This window comes from Mycoplasma sp. HS2188 (genome assembly GCF_025209835.1).
GTDB lineage: Bacteria > Bacillota_I > Bacilli_A > Mycoplasmatales > Metamycoplasmataceae > Mycoplasmopsis.
The window spans coordinates 24,823-43,287 of sequence record NZ_JAOAOI010000001.1 but is presented as its reverse complement, the minus strand read 5'-3'; the positions used below and the strand labels follow the sequence as shown (position 1 = coordinate 43,287).

The window sequence follows — 18,465 nt, the reverse complement described above, 5'->3', positions numbered from 1 at the left end:
TAGATAAGATACTATAGAGGAGCCTTCTATAAAAGTAATTAGTCGAGCAGGTATGCGAAGAAACTGGTGAAAGGATAAGAAGGCCGAATTGTAATATTGGGCACAATATTATGATGGCAACAATTCATAACAGTTTGTTGTTCTTTGGAATTTTCCATTGGCGCTATAGTCTACATTGTAATAAATAGTTTTATTATTTTGTGAGACTGGGGCTAAGGTCTTACATTTTTATTTTTAAAAAGCAATAAAACATAACGTACAATGAAATAATAATAAATTCAATATTCTTATTGAGAATGAGAGGAAACGTGAAATTTAAATTAAAATCAAAATTATGATTATTACCATTAACTACGACTCTTGCGACGCCGTTAGCAGTTGTTGCTTGTGGTAATACTGGCAACCAAAATAATGGTACAAATGGAGTTCAAAACACTCAAGGTGTAGCCACAGATAGCGAATATGTAAAACAAGGTGTAATTCGTAGTGGAGTGAACTCGACATATATCCCAAGAGAATTTTCTCAAGATTCATCTAATGCATATGGTTCATGACAACAACAACCGGAAGACCAAAATGCAGCCTTATTAATTAGAAAATCTACAACTGGTAAAGCAGAAATTTTAGAGACAGCTGACCCTAACACCGGTGCGGTATCTTATCAAATTAAAAACCCATCAGTTTGAAGATATAAACTTGAATTAGCTTCAAAAATTATTGTTACAACTGTTGACGGAGAAGTAGTTGAATTTGACAAAGATGATGCGGTATTGACTGAACAACCAACAAATGGTAATTATAGTTTTGCTGTATATCAAGGTTTTTCAAATGATGACCGTAGTATTAACTCTAAAAAATTCTTCGATACTTTAGCTAAATCAACAAAATTGCAATTTGAAATCAAAGATAATGTTAAATGAGTTGACAATAACGGTAATGAAACCAAATATAATGTTGTGGCAAATGACTTCTACATTTCATGAATGAGAACTAGACTTTTAGGAGTTGCCGAACGTAAAAAAGTTGCTAATGGAACTGATGTAAATGTTACAGAATTGGACCAATTAATAACTGGAATTTTAAGTTCTGGTTCTAATTATTTCAGCGAGCAAATGAGATATCCTAACTTGTATCTATACGGACTATTCGAAGTTGACGCCAATAAATTAGATAATGAAAATGAAACTGTTCAAGATGGAAAACTTACTTTCCACAAACTATCAGGAAAAGATTCGGCCGATTTTAGTGATTTAATTGAAAACCTTGCTACTAGCCAAGATTTTGCTGCTGCTCCAAGTCAATATATTGCCGATAAAGCCAAAGATGGTTTACCTACTCTAGAACCATTTTCAACAGAAAATGCAGCAACATTTTCAATGGAAAAAATTAGTGCAATTCCACGTGACAATATTCTTTCAAAAGCTGGTGTGTACTGATACGGTATAAATGACAAATATAATCTATACGCAGGTGCATTCTACTATGGTGGATATGATAAATCGACCCAAGAAGAAAAATGACTACAAAATAAACACTATGTTGATCAAGAATGAGTTAATTCACCAACTGCCGTAAAACAGTTTGTTTTAAGATACAAAGGTCAAGGTGATGATCAACAATTCTCAGCTGTTCTTTGAGACGACTTTAAAAGAGGTAGAATTTCAAGACTATCATACTCAACCATTCCAACAGCCCAACAAACAGAAGTTATTAAAGCGCCACAAAATTTTGGTGTTAATTATTCGCAATCTTTAAATAAATCATCAATTTTATCAACTCAAGGATGAAATTTACTTCCAGCAGTAACTGATATTGAAAGTGATTCTTTAAACAACCCTACAACTCTAAAAGCAATTGTCGATTCAATTTCATATAATGATACTTTTTCGAGATTAGTATATGGCAAAACTGTTGAAGAAATGGTTAAATCACAATTCAAAGGTGACGATATTTACAACTTGTTCTCAGGTAACGGTGTAATATTCAGATCTCTAATTAGTGCCGCTGTTAACTATGACCATGTCGCATCATTTGTTACTGACGGAAAATCAAAAATGTATATTGCCGGTCTTGCGCCCGATGCAAACATTGGTGGAAGTGACCAAATTAATTCACAAACTAAAACATTACGTGATGTTTACCAAGATGTTAACTCTATATCATATTTAAACAGTAACTACACTAAAGCTAATTACACAACACCACAAGAATTTGCTGATAATTGATTGATAGCTGGTAGTGATTTAGATAAACTAAAATCACCAGAATTTGAAAAAATTAAAGCTGAAATGAAAAAATTCTTAGACGCAAACAATGTAGGTGCTGACGAAAAAGTTAAATGACAACTTACATTCAGATACGTTAACTGATCCCCACAAAAAATGCAACTAATTTACAATCAATTACCTGATTTATTCAAAGAATTAGACCCTCGTTTAGAATTAACTACAACAATTTACACTGCCGAACAAGCCGCACTATTCTACAATCAACACGTGTACGGTAGATCGCCATATAAAATCGGTGGTTGAGGTTATGATGTTAACTCAATGGGTTCAGGTGTTGATGGATTAGCGAACTTATACAACTTTGCAATCCCATCAATAATGCTAGGTCAAGAATTACCGCAAGACGCTAGCCAAAGCGCAAAAGATAACCAAAATAAATTTAAAGCTGCTTTCCCTGCTATATTCAAATTAAGTCAAGAATTTAACAAATGAGTCCAAGAACAACTAAACAATAATGTCTTTACATTATCAATTGGCTTAGACAAATTTAGAAATCTAACTTTATCTGAATTAGATAAAATATCAAACTCATTATCACATTATAAATATGATGAAGCTACTCAAAAATTAGTTGAAAATACAGATATCAAAGACACTGATGTTGATCTTACAACATTGACATCGAGATTCTTTACAACATACACAAAAACATTGACAAATCAACAAAATATAGACCTAGCAAAAGAGTTGGTATTGTTTATCGGAAATTCAGTTGGTAGATCAAAATTAATTTCATTAGAAGGTTTTAGTCCAGTGTTAATTAACCCTAACTATGTATTTCCATTTGTTGGTGCAGAAGAAGAATGATATAGTGATACGAAAGTACTTCAAAACACTGATAAATAATGTTTAAATATCTATCAAAAAGAATGGCTCTGGCCATTCTTACATTATTTATAGTTCTAATATTTTCGTATACCTTAATCGTTTTATTTATAAAAAACCCTTTTGAAATAGCTTTAATTAGTGAAAACGATCAACACAAAAGAGAAATACTACTCGCAAAATCGGAAGAATATAATTCGATTCCGATTATTGTAAAAATTGGTACATATTTTAAAAATTTCTTCCAAGGTAATTTTGGACCAATTTATATTCAAAGTGGTGGTTTCAAAACCATTCCACAATTATTCTTCGAACCATTAGGTTGAAGTATGCTAGTTTCATTGCCTTCGTTTATTATTTCTTCTTCATTGGGAGTAATTATTGGTATTATTGGTGGATATAAACGAGGAACGTGAGTTGACAACGTAATTAATGGTTTTGTCTTTGTTTTTATTGCGGTTCCAAGTTTTATTCTTGCACCTATTGCCCTAAATATATTCCAAAAAGTAGGCTTTGATATTAGATTCATCTCTCCTAACGAAATCGGTGGAGGATGACTGGCAACTATTAAATCTATTATTCCAGCAATCACTGTAGTTAGTCTGGGTTCTTTAGCAGGTTACACATTATACGCACGTAATCAAGTTGTAACTGTGCTAACTTCAAATTATGTTTTAATCGCCAAAACCAAAGGTTTAGGTGATGGTGAAATATTTAGAAAATATGTTTTCAGAAATATTTCAATTCCGTTAGCAACTATCATTATTCCTTCTTATTTAATTCTTTTATCAGGTTCGATTATTGTTGAAAAATTCTGATTTATCCCTGGATCGGCAACTATTATTGCTAACTCATTCCCAGCCGGAGAAATAAATGTTGTCATGTTTAACGTCTTTTTCTTCACGGCGCTAGGTTTATTTACTCAAATTATTGTGGATATTTCCTATCCGTTAATCGACCCAAGAATTAAATACCAAGCAAGCAGCGGAATTACTTTATCAATGATTTTCCGAGCTCACAAATTACGTAAATTAGAATATCAAGCACAACTGAAAGGAGAGAAAAATGAGTAAAAATTCAACAGAATTCAATCAAAAATATAGAATTAGTGCTGATTTAATCTCTAAATTAAAGTTGTCTAAAGACGAAAAAATTAGCAACAATATTGGTGGTAAACCCAAGGTATTATTGCTAGAAATAATTAAAAGATTTTTTACCAATCCTGTAGTTGTAATTGCTTTCATTGTCTTTATTGCAATTATTCTTACTTCAGTATTTGTTACAACATTTTCACAATATCCAGCAGTTAAACCAATTGACGCAAATTTACCAAATGACCAAAAAGTTGCAAACTTTCAGTCATTGCCACCAATATTTGACCCGTTTAAAGAAACAACTGATATTGGGGTTATACGTAACTTACAAAAATGACAAAACCCTAATTTTGAATACTATAAATATTTAAGTCCTTATGCAGCTAATTCTCATTTTATAATCCCGGGTAAAGTTGTTAAATATAATGCTTATTTATATTTTGACGGAGCACAGTTACAATCAAAATTAATCGAATATACTAAAGAACATGGTCGTCCTTCCCTAGCAACGGCAGATATTGCCGGCATTATTGCTTCAATTCCTAAATTAAAAACATTTTTAGGAACTAATGCTTTAGGGGCCGATATTTGAACTAGTGTTTGAAAAGGAACTTTAGAATCACTTTGAGTCGCATTCTTTGTGGCAACTGTCGAAATCATTATTGGTGTCTTTGTTGGAGCTTATTTAGGTTTTAACGCTGGTAAATGACTAGACACATTTATGATGCGTTTAATTGAGATTTTCACATCGCCGCCTTCAATTATTTGATTATTACTATTTGTTACAATTTGGGGAACAAACCCATGAGTATTGATTGGTGGTTTATTATTCGTTGGTTGAACTGGACCAATCGGCGTTACTAGATTATTTATCATCACTGTTAAAGATGAAGAATATATCATGGCTGCCAAAAGTATTGGTGCTAGTGAAACAAGACAAATATTTTTACATGCTTTACCAGCAATTTTGGGAAAAATTGCAATGAGTTATGTAAGAAGAATTCCTTCAGTAATTCTATCAATTGCTTCATTAGCATTCTTAGGATTTTTCAAAGACAATGATTCAGCTAATTTAGGTAAATTTATGCTTGACAACCTAGAAGCTTCAAAAGGAAATGTTTGATTATTAATATTACCTGCCTTAATTTTATTAGGAATTTCAATTAGTTTACAATTCACCGCAATTGGGTTACACGATGCCCTTGACCCTAAAGTCATAAAAGTCAAAAGATAGGAGATTCATGAACAAAGAAAATATTTTAAACTCAATTAAAACTACTCCCTTAGCAGACGATACACTATTGGAAGTAGAAAATTTAAGAGTTGATTTTAAAAACGGTCGCAAAAATTTTATTCGAATTGTTCGTGGCTTAGATCTTAAAATTAAACGTGGTGAAATTATTGGACTAGTTGGTGAGTCTGGGTCAGGCAAATCAGTAACTTCAAAATCTCTAATTAATGTTAATGAAGGGGCTCAATTTGCAGCTGATAAAATGCAAATTGATGACCTAGATTTAACAAAAATCAAAAAAAATTCACAATGACAAGCAATCAGGGGATCATATATTGGCTATATTCCACAAGATCCACTGACCTCTCTTAATCCTACTCGTAAAATTGGAAAACAACTGTTAGATGCTTTAAATCTAAACAAAGAATGAGAAGGAAAAACATATTTACAAAAAAGAAACTATTTAGTTTCCTTGCTGGATGAATTTGGCATTAGAAACGCCGAAGCAGTTTTTGATTCTTACCCTCACACATTGTCGGGTGGTATGAAACAAAGAGTTGTTATAACAATGGTTGTTGCTCTAAAACCAAAATTAATTATTGCTGATGAACCAACTACTGCCCTAGACCCAACGGTGCAAGCATCAGTGTTGGCATTATTCGAAAGAATACGGCAAACAATGAATATTTCAATTATTTTAATTAGCCACAACATTAGTGTTGTTGCTAAGTTCTGTGATTACATTTACGTTATGTATGCAGGAAGAATAGTTGAACGGGGCAGTAGAAAAGATATTTTCACTGATCCACGTCACCCTTACACATGAGCACTGATTTCTGCGATTCCAGAAAACAAACAACATCGTCTATATTCGATTAAAGGAACTCCACCAGATATGGCGAATTTACCGTTAGGCGATCCATTTGCTCCACGTAATGATTATGCACTTGAAATTGATTTTTACAAAGAACCACCAATGTTGCCTGTTTCAAAATGCCACGCAGCAGCAACATGATTATTGCACCCCGATGCACCTAAGGTTGAATTACCTCAAGATTTACAATTAAGAATTGACAGTTTTAGAAAGGTATTTGAAAATGATGAAGAAAAGTAATTCTAAACAAATTTTAGAAATACAAGGTTTAAAAAAATATTTTACCAACGGTAATGTAATCAATAAAGCGGTAAATAATGTCAGCTTTAATTTACATGAAGGTGAAATTGTTGGTTTAATTGGTGAATCTGGTTCAGGTAAAACGACAGTAGGGCGTTCATTATTGCGTCTTTACGATGATTTTAATGGTTTTGTCATGTTGGATGGCAAAGTTATCAGTGGCAAAAGAATTTCACGAGCGCAAACTAAATTCTTACGTAAAAACATTCAAATGATTTTTCAAGATCCGCACGCTTCGTTAAATGGACAAAAAAATATTTATTCAACTTTAAAAGAACCTTTAATTGTTAACGGAATTATTAAAAATCAAATTAAAGATATTTTTAAAGATTGAGTTGAAATCAAAGAAAATTACTTTTATTCGTTCCAAGAAAAATACAAACAATTACGACTACAAAATTTATTATCAATTAATACCTTAGCCCATGACTTTTTCCACTCATGAGCAGAAAAAGTTAAAGAATGAAAAATAGATGATAATCTTTCTGCTGAAGATAACTTCAACTCGTACTTTTCATATTTAGAAGAAAAACAAAATATGGAAAGTTTAATAGTTAATAATTTGTATCAAAACACTGATGAATTGATGAATTTTTATTTCGAAAAACAAAGTGATTTTAGAAATATGAATTTGGATATTGACGAAAGCGAATTAAAAGCAGCTAGAGATCATTATTTTAAAACAATTAAACTGTCAAAAATGACTTTAAGACAATATAATTCAGCACAAAAAATCAAGGTTTGACAGCGTGAAATTAAAGATATCATCAAAAACAAAAAGGATGAAAAAGCAACAAATGTTAACACATTCAATAACTTTATTGTTGAATTTAAAAAAGATGCAAAAATATACCGTAATTCAAAAATAATTTCAACAAAACTGAATACATATACTCATAATATTAAAAACGAGCTTCTAAGTAAAAAAATGAATAAAGTAACTAAATTAATGAAGCATCAATTAAGATATCTTCATTATTCAGAAGCTCGTGCAGCGATTGCTAAGTTACAAGAATATACCAAAAATTTCTTCTCTGACCATCTATCAAACATTGAATATTCTCCTAAAATTAAAAAAGAAATTACTAATGTTATTGAAGAAAAGTTCAACTTTAATTTTGATGATTTTATTGCATTGAACGCAAAAAATATCAATGATTATCACACAAAAATCAATGAATTAGAAACAAAAATTAAACAAAACTCAACAATGAGCTCGTCAAATAAAAAATATGCTTCTAAAGAAGATATTGAACAAGCGAGATTAGCGTACGAAAAAGCAAAAAAATTCAATCAAGAAATGATTGATGAATATATAATCAAACACAAAGAACGTATAGCTGAATTAGACTTAAAAATCGAACAAGCTAATGAAGAATACAAATTCTTAAAAGGTTTGCAAGACTTAACTAATACTGGTATTGATAATGCTCATAAACAATTTATTCAATATCTAAAACAAAAAGGTTTAGAAATCAAGCAAGCTTATAAAGAAGCAAAAAAAGCCAAATCTCCAGAAACAAATTCATTGAAAATGAAGCTGTTTGAACACAACAAAATGACCAATTTATACATTTCAAAAGTAAAAAATAAACTTTTAACATTAAAATCGTTCCAAATTGAAGCTAAATACTTAAATAAAGATGTTAATGCAATTAAGATCCTATTAGGAATCAACAATTCTCGGGCAGTAGATTTCAATTCTGTTAAATTCATGAAATTTATTTCGGGTAATATAATTGCTAAAATATTGATCAAAAACTTATTGATAAAAACAACTATTTACAAATCACTGGAAGATGTTGGTTTATTGAAACAATTCGCATATCGTTATCCACACGAATTTAGTGGTGGACAACGCCAAAGAATTGTTATTGCTCGTGCTTTAATTACCCAACCTAAAGTTATCGTTGCCGATGAACCGATTGCTTCACTGGATATTTCAATTCAGGCACAAGTTGTCAACTTATTAAAAGACTTATGTGAGAAAAAGAATATCGGAATGATCTTTATTGCTCACGACCTTTCAATGATTGAATACATTGCTGATCGTGTTGAAATTATGCACTACGGAAAAATTGTGGAATCTGGTTCAACACAAAAAGTGTATGAAAAACCAGTGCATCCATACACAATTAACCTATTTAAAGCAATTCCGAAAATTTCTAACGCTAATGAGAAATTTGAAAATATTAGTTTTGAACTTGATTATTTCAAAGGGCAAGAATATCCAAATGTTCCTGAACTATATCAAGTTGAAGACGAGCATTTTGTTTATGGAACATACGAACAAACATCACAATGAGCTAAACCATTAAACTTAAAAGCAAATAAAATTAATGCTAATTCTCAAGCCAACAAATTGGAAGCGAATAAGCACGCATTTAAGTGAGCATATTTAAACAATGATTAAACAATATTTTAAAGACTCATTTACTCTTAAACGATTAATACATTTCTTTGTTATTTTACTGATTGGTGTGGCTATTTTGGCTGGTGCCATTACTTATTTAGTACTTAATAAAAGATATGCCAATACTCAAAACCAAGCTCAATACATTGCCAGTGATTCACTGATGGGTATGGGTGTGTGATACTTGGCTTACGGTGTAATTTTAATTTCAGTTCGTTCTGGTTTAGGTTCAGGGATAACTAAAATTCACCAAAATAAAACTAAATCAAAATTATTAAGACGCATTTCTAAAATCAATACGAATAACTCAATATCAAGCGAAGAAAGAATTGAATTAAAAGTACTGAATGAAGAATTAAAAGAGTTGCAACAACGGCAAGAAACAGCGAATTTAACCAAAAAAAATAATCTTATTTACTGAATACTAGTTGCCTTAGGAATCATAAGTCTTGTGATTGCAATTATTCTTATCTTTGCGTAAAATTTAGGTCTTTATTGACCTATTTTTTACGCAAAAAATTAATAAATAGATTTGTTGACGAAAAACATAAGCATTTATTGATTTTTTGAACTATTTTCAATGGTTTTATTGCATTTTTTATAAAATTATATATATACAAAGGAAAGGAAATTATGGCTGAAGAAATAAAAAAAGACAAACTAGCGACTGTTTATCATGTTACTCCATACAACGGAAAATGACAAGTTAAAGGTGTTGGCAACACTAGACCAACTAAATTATTTGACACTCAAAAAGAAGCTATTGCTTACTCAAATGAACTAACTAAAAAACGTAATGGTTCAGTAATTATTCATCGTAAAACTGGACAAGTAAGAGATAGTATTAGTAATAAGAAAAAGAAATAGAAATATAGTGTCTACTATATTTTTATTTATTTTCGTAAGTAAAGGAGAGCAATATGTCTAATTACAAATTGGTTTCAAATTATAGCCCAGCAGGCGACCAACCTAAAGCTATTGCGGAATTGGTTGACAACATCAACTCTGGCAAAAAATTTCAAGTTTTAAAAGGAGTTACTGGTAGTGGAAAAACATTCACTATCGCTAATGTGATTGCTAATTTTGATCGTCCTGTTTTAGTCCTTTCTCATAATAAAACATTAGCCTCGCAACTTTATAGCGAATTAAAGTCATTTTTTCCGAATAATAATGTTGAATATTTTGTGTCTTATTTCGACTATTATCGCCCTGAAGCCTATATACCTTCTAGTGACTCATACATTGAAAAAAACTCGCAAACTAACCGTGAAATTGAGGCAATGCGAATGTCAACATTTAACTCGTTATTGACTGAAAATAACACAATCGTTGTTGCATCTGTCTCGGCCATTTATGGTGCCTTAAATCCTAATGATTATAATGAGCAAATTTTCTACATTGCGGTTGGTGATATCTATAAAAGAAGCGATTTTTTTAAAAAACTTATTCAAAAAAACTATAAGCGTAATGAAGTCGATCAAGATCTAGGGACTTTTAGTTCAAAAGGCGATACAGTCTTTATTAGACCCGCACACAGTGATGAGTTTATGATTAGAGTCGATTTTTGAGATGATGAAATCGAAAAAATTTCAACAGTAAATCCATTGACCAAAACAGTAATTCAAACTCATAAACAATTCCGAATTTTCCCCGGTGACGCATATACAGTCGGCAATGAATTAGTAAAAAAAGTTGTTGAAGAAATAGGCGAAGAATTAGAAAAGCGAATAGAATATTTTTCAAAAAATAATAAACTACTGGAAGCACAAAGAATTGACGAACGTACAACTAAAGATATGGACTCATTACGTGAATTTGGTGTATGTTCGGGCATTGAAAACTACTCACGATTTTTTGACCGCAGAAAGCCAGGTGAAAGACCTTATACATTGTTAGATTATTTTGCGGGTAAAAATCCGCTATTAATTATTGATGAAAGTCATATGATGATTCCTCAATTACGTGCTATGTATCACGGGGATCGCTCACGTAAAGAAAATTTAGTTAATTATGGTTTTAGACTGCCATCGGCACTTGATAATCGACCATTACGTTTTGACGAATACGAAAACGGTTTTGATTTCCAAACAATTTTTATCTCCGCTACGCCTGAATCTTATGAATTAGAAAAAACAAAGGGCAACTTAACTCGCTTATTCGTGCGGCCAACAGGTTTATTAGACCCAGTTATTGAAGTAAGAAGTTCGAAAAATCAAGTTGAAGACATCTATGATGAATTGCAAAAACAAAAACAAAAAAACGAACGAACTTTGATATTGACCACAACTAAACGTTTAGCAGAAGAATTGACACGTTTTTATTTAGAAAAAAACGAAAAAATTGCCTTTATTCATTCAGAACACACTGCATTTGAACGCAATAGAATTCTATTGAAATTACGTAAAGGTATTTATGATACTGTCATTGGAATTAACTTGTTACGTGAGGGTATTGACTTACCTGAAGTTAGTTTGATTGTAGTTTTAGATGCTGATAAAGAAGGTTTTTTACGTGATACAAAATCATTGATCCAAATTTCAGGTCGTGCAGCCCGTAATGCTAACGGTAGGGTGTTGTTTTATGGCGACACTATTTCACGCAGTATGAAGGCAACAATTGCTGACAATAAAGAAAAAAGAGAGTTGCAAATTGCTTATAATTTAAAACATAATATCACTCCGCAAACAATTATTAAAGCAATACCAGACGCCCTGCTTGATGATGCTAAAGACGAACAAATCAGCTTTTATTTAAGTAAGAATAAAGTCGGCAAAAAAGAGAAAGCACAATTGCTGGAAGAATTGAATGCTAAAATGAATGAAGCAGCGAAAAATTTAGATTACGAAAAGGCAATAGAAATTCGTGATTTAATTATTGAATTCGAAACAAAACAATAACAAAAAGGGGAAAAATGTCAACAAAAGAACAAATTACAATAAAAGGTGCTAGAGAAAATAATTTAAAAAATGTTAATCTAGTTTTGCCTAAAAATAAATTAATAGTTTTTACCGGTTTATCAGGTTCGGGTAAGTCATCATTGGCGTTTAATACGATTTACGAAGAAGGCCGTCGTAGATATGTAGATAGTTTGAGTAATTATGCTCGCCAATTTTTAGGGGGAAGCAATAAACCCGATGTAGATGCCATTGATGGTTTGAGTCCATCGATTGCAATTGAGCAAAAAACAACACATAATAATCCACGTTCGACAGTGGGCACTGTCACGGAAATTTATGATTATTTACGTTTATTGTTTGCTCGTATTGGTGTTCCTTATTGTCCGCAACACAAAATTCCAATCAAATCACAAACTAACAAAGATATTATTGACTCTTTAAACTCAATGAAAACCAGTGGCAAAATATTGATTTTGTCGCCAATTGTAGACAATGAAAAAGGGACACATTTAAACTTAATTGATAAGTTGCGTAAAGATGGTTTTATTCGAGTAAAAGTTGATGGACAATTAAGAAATTTAGATGATGAAATCATTTTGGATAAAAATAGTAAACACACAATAGACATAGTTGTCGATCGTGTAAATGTTGTGGATGAGTCTGCTCGTTTAGCGGAGGCTATTTCAGTAGCCGCCGAATACAGTAAAGGTTTAATTAAAGTGGAAAGTGACGAAGGCGAAATTAAAACTTTTTCAAAACTGCACTCGTGTATGTATAAAGATTTTGAAATGCCTAAAATCGAGCCACGTTTATTTTCATTCAACTCACCCGCTGGTGCTTGTGAGCAATGTAAAGGTCTTGGTGTAGATTTGCGAGCAAGTTTTGAGGCACTAGTGCCAGAACCTTGAAGAAGTATAAACAATGGTGGAATAAAAATATTCGAAAACACAGTAAACACACAAAACTTAGAATGACAAGAATTTGAAGTTTTATTAAACCACTATGGTATTGATAAAAGCATTCCTATCGAAGATCTTTCACCATTTGATATAAAGAGAATTAAATATGGTTCAGATGAAGAAATTGAATATGTTTTAATTTCTGCATCTGGCAACCGGATTCGTCGTAGTAAACGTATAGAAGGTATATTAGATATTGTTGAGCGTAAATATATGGAAACTAGCTCACAAACTATCCGTGACTATACAAAAAAATATATGGGTTCATATCCGTGTTCAAAATGTAATAACTCAAGATTGAATAAATATGCTTTAGCAGTCCAAATTGATGGCAAAAATATTGATGATTATGCACGATTATCAATTGAAGAAGCATTAAACACTATCGAAAATATTAATTTAAACGAGAATGATTCACATATTTCTTCATTAATTCTTACTGAATTAATTAATAGATTGAGCTTTTTACAAAATGTAGGATTGAACTATCTGAGTCTAAACAGGAATGCTGAAACACTTTCGGGTGGTGAAAGCCAAAGAATTAAACTTGCAACGCAAATTGGGTCAAATTTAACTGGTGTTTTATATGTTTTGGACGAACCTTCAATTGGCTTGCATCAAAGAGATAATGATCGTTTGATCGCCACACTAAAAAATATGGTGGAAATTGGCAATACACTGATTGTTGTTGAACACGATGAAGACACAATTAGAGCTGCAGAACATATAGTCGATATTGGACCATTAGCAGGTGCCGAGGGTGGTAATATTGTTGCTCAAGGTACAATGCAGGATATTATGCAAACTAAAGATTCATTGACTGGAAAATACTTAAGCGGTGAATTAAAGATTGAATTACCAAAGTCTAGACGTTCAGGCAATGGACAAGTTGTTACTGTCAAAGGTGCTAAAGAAAATAATTTAAAAAATATTGATGTTAAGTTTCCACTTGGCAAATTTATTGCCGTCACAGGCATAAGTGGCAGTGGTAAAAGTACATTAGTTAATGAAATTTTTGTTAAAGGAATACAAAGAGTTGTCAATAAAAATACTGAAAAAATAGGGAAATTTTCTTCTATTCAAAATATCAATGCGATTGATAAAGTGATACCAATTTCGCAAAGTCCTATCGGCAGAACGCCACGTTCTACCCCTGCAACACACATTTCGGTTTTTGATGATATCCGTGATTTATTCGCTTCGACAACCGAAGCACAAGCAAGAGCACTTACGAAATCTAATTTTAGTTTCAATGTTCCTGGCGGTAGATGTGAAAAATGTACCGGCGATGGAGTAATTAAAATTGAAATGCACTTTTTACCCGATGTTTATATTGTCTGTGATCAATGCGATGGCAAACGTTACACAAAAGAAACATTGGAAGTAAAATACAAAAACAAAAACATTTCTGACGTTTTAAATATGAGCGTTGATGAAGCGTATGATTTCTTTGCGGCTAGACCAAAAATTAAGGAAAAATTAGCAGTTATTAAATCAATAGGTTTAGGTTACATTAAACTAGGTCAATCATCCACCACACTGAGCGGCGGTGAAGCACAAAGAGTTAAATTGGCCACATACTTGCATAAAAAAGCAACCGGTAAAACCGTGTATGTATTAGACGAGCCAACAACCGGATTACACCCACACGATGTCAATAAACTTTTATCAGTTTTAAATAAAATTGTTGATAATGGTGACACAGTGGTGGTTATTGAACATAACCTTGACGTTATAAAATGTGCCGATTACATCATCGATTTAGGACCAGAGGGCGGTGTCAACGGCGGCAAAGTTGTTGCTAGTGGAACTCCCGAGCAAGTTGCTAATGTGGAGGGCAGTTATACAGGACAATACTTAAAGAAATATTTATCATAATACTTATTGTAGTGAGAAGTGTTAGCACCGATGTGTTAATGCTTCTCTTGTTTTTATTAAATAATCTATATCAATATTTAACTATTGTGAATAAATCATTAAACTTTATAGTCAAAGTATCAATGAAGACAAAAAGAGTTCAAGATATATTTCAAACATTGACACCATTAACAAGGCTAAATTAATTTCAACCCAATTCCTACCGTTACAATTAATGCAAATCAAAATAATATCATTTTGTGTTTTTAATAAAGATACCTATCTAAACAATTTTTTTACATTAGACAATATGGGTTCAAAATAACCTAATTCTGAAAAGGCAAAAATTAATATATCTGATACTTTTCTACTAAAAATATTATTATCTTAGCCCGATCGTGTCATACAATATTTCAAAATTGCAATCATAACTGGTTTCACTTGGCGATATGCTTATTTATTAGTAACCATCTCATACACTAAATATTTATTTAAAATTAATTGAATTTTAACGCAAAAAAATGGTATTATATAGTTACAGGTCACGATGACACTGTGTACTATATTGGTAGAACAACCGTTTAAGCGCTATGTGTTAGCGTCAACAATGTAGGGAGACTGCTAATTGCAGTCTTTTTTTCTAATATGTTTTATAACTGAAATAAGGAATTTATATGAATTTACAAATTTTCACTGATGAATCTGGTGTTTTTGATTCTAAAAATAACAAATATTATATATTGGCAGGAATATTAATTTTTAGTAAAGAAGAGCGCATAAACGCGGAATTAAAATATAGAGATGTAGAAATTAATATTAAAACAAATTTAAAAATGGACAATAAAACTGAATTAAAAGCATATTTAACACCACCGAAATATAAGAGAAGATTATTAAATACAATGAACAAATACTACAAGTTTGGTATTGTAATTGATTTAAAGAAAGTCTATGATAGGATTATGGATAGCAAATTTCATAAACAATCCTTTCAAGATTATGCATACTCTCGTGGAGTAAAAGAATTTTTATTATTTTTAGAGCGTAAAAATTTAATTTCATTAGATAAAATAAACGCTATTAATTTTTTTCTAGATCAAAGACCCACTTCCACATCTGGCTGGTACGACTTATGTCAATCAATAAGAAAAGAATTAAAATTTGGTAAATATGATGAAAACTTTTCAAACTTTAGACCGGGAATAATACCGAATGCAAAAAACATAGAGTTAAAATACTTAGATTCAAAAAGCAATTATTTAATCAGAGCCAGTGATTTTTTAGCTAATAATTTATTTTATTTATGAAACAAAAAAGATGAAAAAAGTCGTTCTGAATATTTAAAAAAACATAATGAATTATTCATAATAAATTTACCTTAAGAGTATTAAAAAGAAAAATAATCACAACAAACTAAGATAAAAATAAAAAGTTCATAAATGAAAGGCTTAAGCTGTGTTTCAAACATTGATACCATTAACAAGGCTAAATTAATCTGAAATTAATTTCTGTTGTATTAGCGAAAACAAAATAATGAAATAGAGAACAAAAGTTCCGCTTCTTTTGAATTTTATAAATAAGAACTTTTGTTTTTTATTTGGACTATATTTTTGATATTATTTACTAGGTTGACTCCTTTTAATTCAACCAAAATTTAATAGGTATTAGGAATGGTTAGATAAGATAGGCCATTCTTTTTATTTCCTCAAAAAATTTTTGAATTTCCTTATAGATTTCAATACTTACTTCATAAGTATGTTGTATTAGCGGATTTAAATCGTAGTTTTTATCTTCTAATTTGTGTACCGCGTTATATAAATTAATTGCAAATATTCTGTTGTTTTTAAAGAGTTTATACATAGGTTTTGAAAATCGTTTTTTATATCGGAGTGCTAAATATAATGTACTTGATGCTTTTTTTGGCCTTATCTTTACTGCCTATCGTTTTTTTATACACTATAGAGCAAAAACAAACTTATTCATTGGTTTTATGAGTAAATTTATTGAAAAAAATACTATAAATGCCGAAATTATCTAAAAACAACGAACGCTTGAATAAAGAGATTGAGTTGAATAGTTAGAAATAGCGCTGTATAGTGCCTTTTGCTATTCTAGTTTATAAATATTGCATATATAGCAAGTAATCAAAAAAACCGGCGCAACTTTTGTTGTGTCGGTTTTCATTAAAGAAAATAAAAAAACGCCATAAGGCGTTGTGGAGCAAATACATATGGTACCCAAGACAGGACTTGAACCTGCACGGATTTCTCCAGTAGATTTTGAGTCTACGGTGTCTACCATTCCACCACTTGGGCAAATTTCTTAATAATTATAATTGATTTTTAGAATATAATAAACAAATAATTAATTTTAGGAGATTGATGGTAGGAATAGTAGCTGAATATAACCCATTCCATAATGGTCATATACGTCAAATTAATTGAGTTAAGCAAAATTTTCCTGGTGAAAAAATTATTGTCGTGATGAGCGATAAATTTTCGCAGCGTGGTGAATTTACTATTGCTAGTTTTTTTAGCCGAAAACGAATCGCTAAAAAATATGGAGTCAATAAAGTGATTAAATTAAGTTTTGACGAAACTGTTCAAGCAGCCCACATATTTGCTTATCACGCAGTAATGAAATTGCATCAAGCAGGTGTGAATAAAATTGTTTTTGGTTCTGAAAGTGACGATGTCAAGCAAATGTTATATTTAGCTCAGTTTTTAAATAAAAACAGCGATGATTTCAATAAAACTATTCGTAAATATATCAAAAAAGAGAAAATGGCATATCCTAAAGCTTTTTCTTTAGCACTAAGTGAATTGAGTGGCTCTAGCTATGATTTACCTAATGATATTTTAGGTTTTGAATATGTCAAAACGATAGTTAATAACAATCTCGATATTCAAATTTATTCAATCAAACGCAATATTGAATTTCATTCGGAGCAAACTTATGAAAATTACGCATCTGCTTCTCTATTGCGAAAAAAAATTAAAAATAATGAAGACATTTCAAAATACACACCAATGCGAATTAAAAAAGGTCGCTTTATTGAAAAAACCTATTTTAAATTTAAAAAAATTTTACTATCAACACCACTAGAAAAAATAAAACGAATTAAATTAGTTAGCGAAGGTATCGAAAATCTTTTTTTAAAAAATATTCATCACACAAATTATGATGATTTTATTCAAGCGTGTGTTTCCAAACGATACACAGCTTCAAGGATTAAAAGAATCTACGCCTGAATACTATGTAAAAAATGAAAATAAAGGAGTGAAAAATGAAACAAATAATTCTAACAAGTCAAAATGATTATAAAAAAACAATTAACGCTATGGAAAGAGAGCTTGATGAAATATGAGAATTAGGTTTAAATAATGCCGAGTTAGTTTTTATTGACGAGGAAAATCAAAATTTATGAAATTTAATCATTAAATATTTAGATGAGCATAAAGACGAATTTTCTTATGAAATAGTTTCACAAAATAATAGAATTTTAGTTACATTTGTTATCTAAAAATACGCCAAAAGTAAATCAAAGTTTTTAGGTTATAAAATAATTTTGTTTTCTAGACTATATGATAAAATTAATAGGCAATATTTAATTGCAGAAAGTAGATTTAATCTCACCTGATGACCATATAGTCTTGGGTTCTAGCTACAATTAAAATTTATTTTATATGTAGTTGAGAAGTGGAAACACTTATTAATTTAAATTTAT

The 18,465-nt window shown here is 30.9% G+C and carries 12 protein-coding genes, 1 tRNA gene and 1 riboswitch; of the genes, 12 read left to right on the top strand and 1 reads right to left on the bottom strand.

Going from position 1 to position 18,465, the window contains the following annotated elements; all coding sequences use genetic code 4:
* The first annotated feature begins 6 nt into the window (after positions 1–6).
* Positions 7–174: riboswitch (Lysine riboswitch) on the top strand.
* A gap of 134 nt (positions 175–308) precedes the next feature.
* The 10 genes from N1F73_RS00170 (at position 309) to N1F73_RS00125 (ending at position 16,120) form a co-directional block, all read left to right on the top strand.
* A complete protein-coding gene (locus tag N1F73_RS00170) occupies positions 309–3,134 on the top strand; it encodes an OppA family ABC transporter substrate-binding lipoprotein (RefSeq protein ID WP_260359369.1) in 2,826 nt (941 codons plus the stop codon).
* Positions 3,134–4,186, top strand: coding sequence for an ABC transporter permease (locus tag N1F73_RS00165; protein WP_260359368.1), 1,053 nt, complete (start codon positions 3,134–3,136; stop codon positions 4,184–4,186). Before N1F73_RS00170 ends, N1F73_RS00165 begins: the two co-directional genes overlap by 1 nt.
* Positions 4,179–5,441 (top strand): ABC transporter permease, encoded by a 1,263-nt coding sequence (locus N1F73_RS00160; RefSeq protein WP_260359367.1) that lies wholly within the window; start codon positions 4,179–4,181, stop codon positions 5,439–5,441. Before N1F73_RS00165 ends, N1F73_RS00160 begins: the two co-directional genes overlap by 8 nt.
* 7 nt (positions 5,442–5,448) lie before the next feature.
* Positions 5,449–6,552, top strand: a complete 1,104-nt coding sequence (locus tag N1F73_RS00155) for an ABC transporter ATP-binding protein (RefSeq protein ID WP_260359366.1) — start codon at positions 5,449–5,451, stop codon at positions 6,550–6,552.
* Positions 6,536–9,025: an ATP-binding cassette domain-containing protein gene (locus N1F73_RS00150; protein ID WP_260359365.1), complete on the top strand. Its 2,490-nt coding sequence runs from the start codon at positions 6,536–6,538 to the stop codon at positions 9,023–9,025. The genes N1F73_RS00155 and N1F73_RS00150 overlap by 17 nt, the downstream gene beginning before the upstream one ends.
* A complete protein-coding gene (locus N1F73_RS00145; protein WP_259290310.1) occupies positions 9,018–9,506 on the top strand; it encodes a hypothetical protein in 489 nt (162 codons plus the stop codon). The genes N1F73_RS00150 and N1F73_RS00145 overlap by 8 nt, the downstream gene beginning before the upstream one ends.
* 152 nt (positions 9,507–9,658) lie before the next feature.
* Complete coding sequence (locus tag N1F73_RS00140) at positions 9,659–9,892, top strand: DUF2188 domain-containing protein (RefSeq protein ID WP_259290309.1); 234 nt, start codon at positions 9,659–9,661, stop codon at positions 9,890–9,892.
* A 53-nt stretch (positions 9,893–9,945) separates the two neighbouring features.
* A complete protein-coding gene (gene uvrB / locus N1F73_RS00135; protein ID WP_260359364.1) occupies positions 9,946–11,922 on the top strand; it encodes an excinuclease ABC subunit UvrB in 1,977 nt (658 codons plus the stop codon).
* Positions 11,923–11,936: 14 nt separating this feature from the next.
* Positions 11,937–14,759 (top strand): excinuclease ABC subunit UvrA, encoded by a 2,823-nt coding sequence (gene uvrA / locus N1F73_RS00130; protein WP_260359363.1) that lies wholly within the window; start codon positions 11,937–11,939, stop codon positions 14,757–14,759.
* A 653-nt stretch (positions 14,760–15,412) separates the two neighbouring features.
* A complete protein-coding gene (locus N1F73_RS00125; RefSeq protein WP_260359362.1) occupies positions 15,413–16,120 on the top strand; it encodes a DUF3800 domain-containing protein in 708 nt (235 codons plus the stop codon).
* Positions 16,121–16,969: 849 nt separating this feature from the next.
* Here N1F73_RS00125 and N1F73_RS00120 read toward each other — a convergent pair.
* Positions 16,970–17,053 (bottom strand) — tRNA-Leu (locus N1F73_RS00120).
* Positions 17,054–17,119: 66 nt separating this feature from the next.
* On the opposite strand from N1F73_RS00120, the gene N1F73_RS00115 reads away from it, so the two are divergent.
* Positions 17,120–18,013, top strand: a complete 894-nt coding sequence (locus N1F73_RS00115) for a nucleotidyltransferase (protein ID WP_260359361.1) — start codon at positions 17,120–17,122, stop codon at positions 18,011–18,013.
* Positions 18,014–18,024: 11 nt separating this feature from the next.
* A complete protein-coding gene (locus N1F73_RS00110; protein ID WP_259290305.1) occupies positions 18,025–18,261 on the top strand; it encodes a hypothetical protein in 237 nt (78 codons plus the stop codon).
* Positions 18,262–18,465 lie beyond the last annotated feature (204 nt).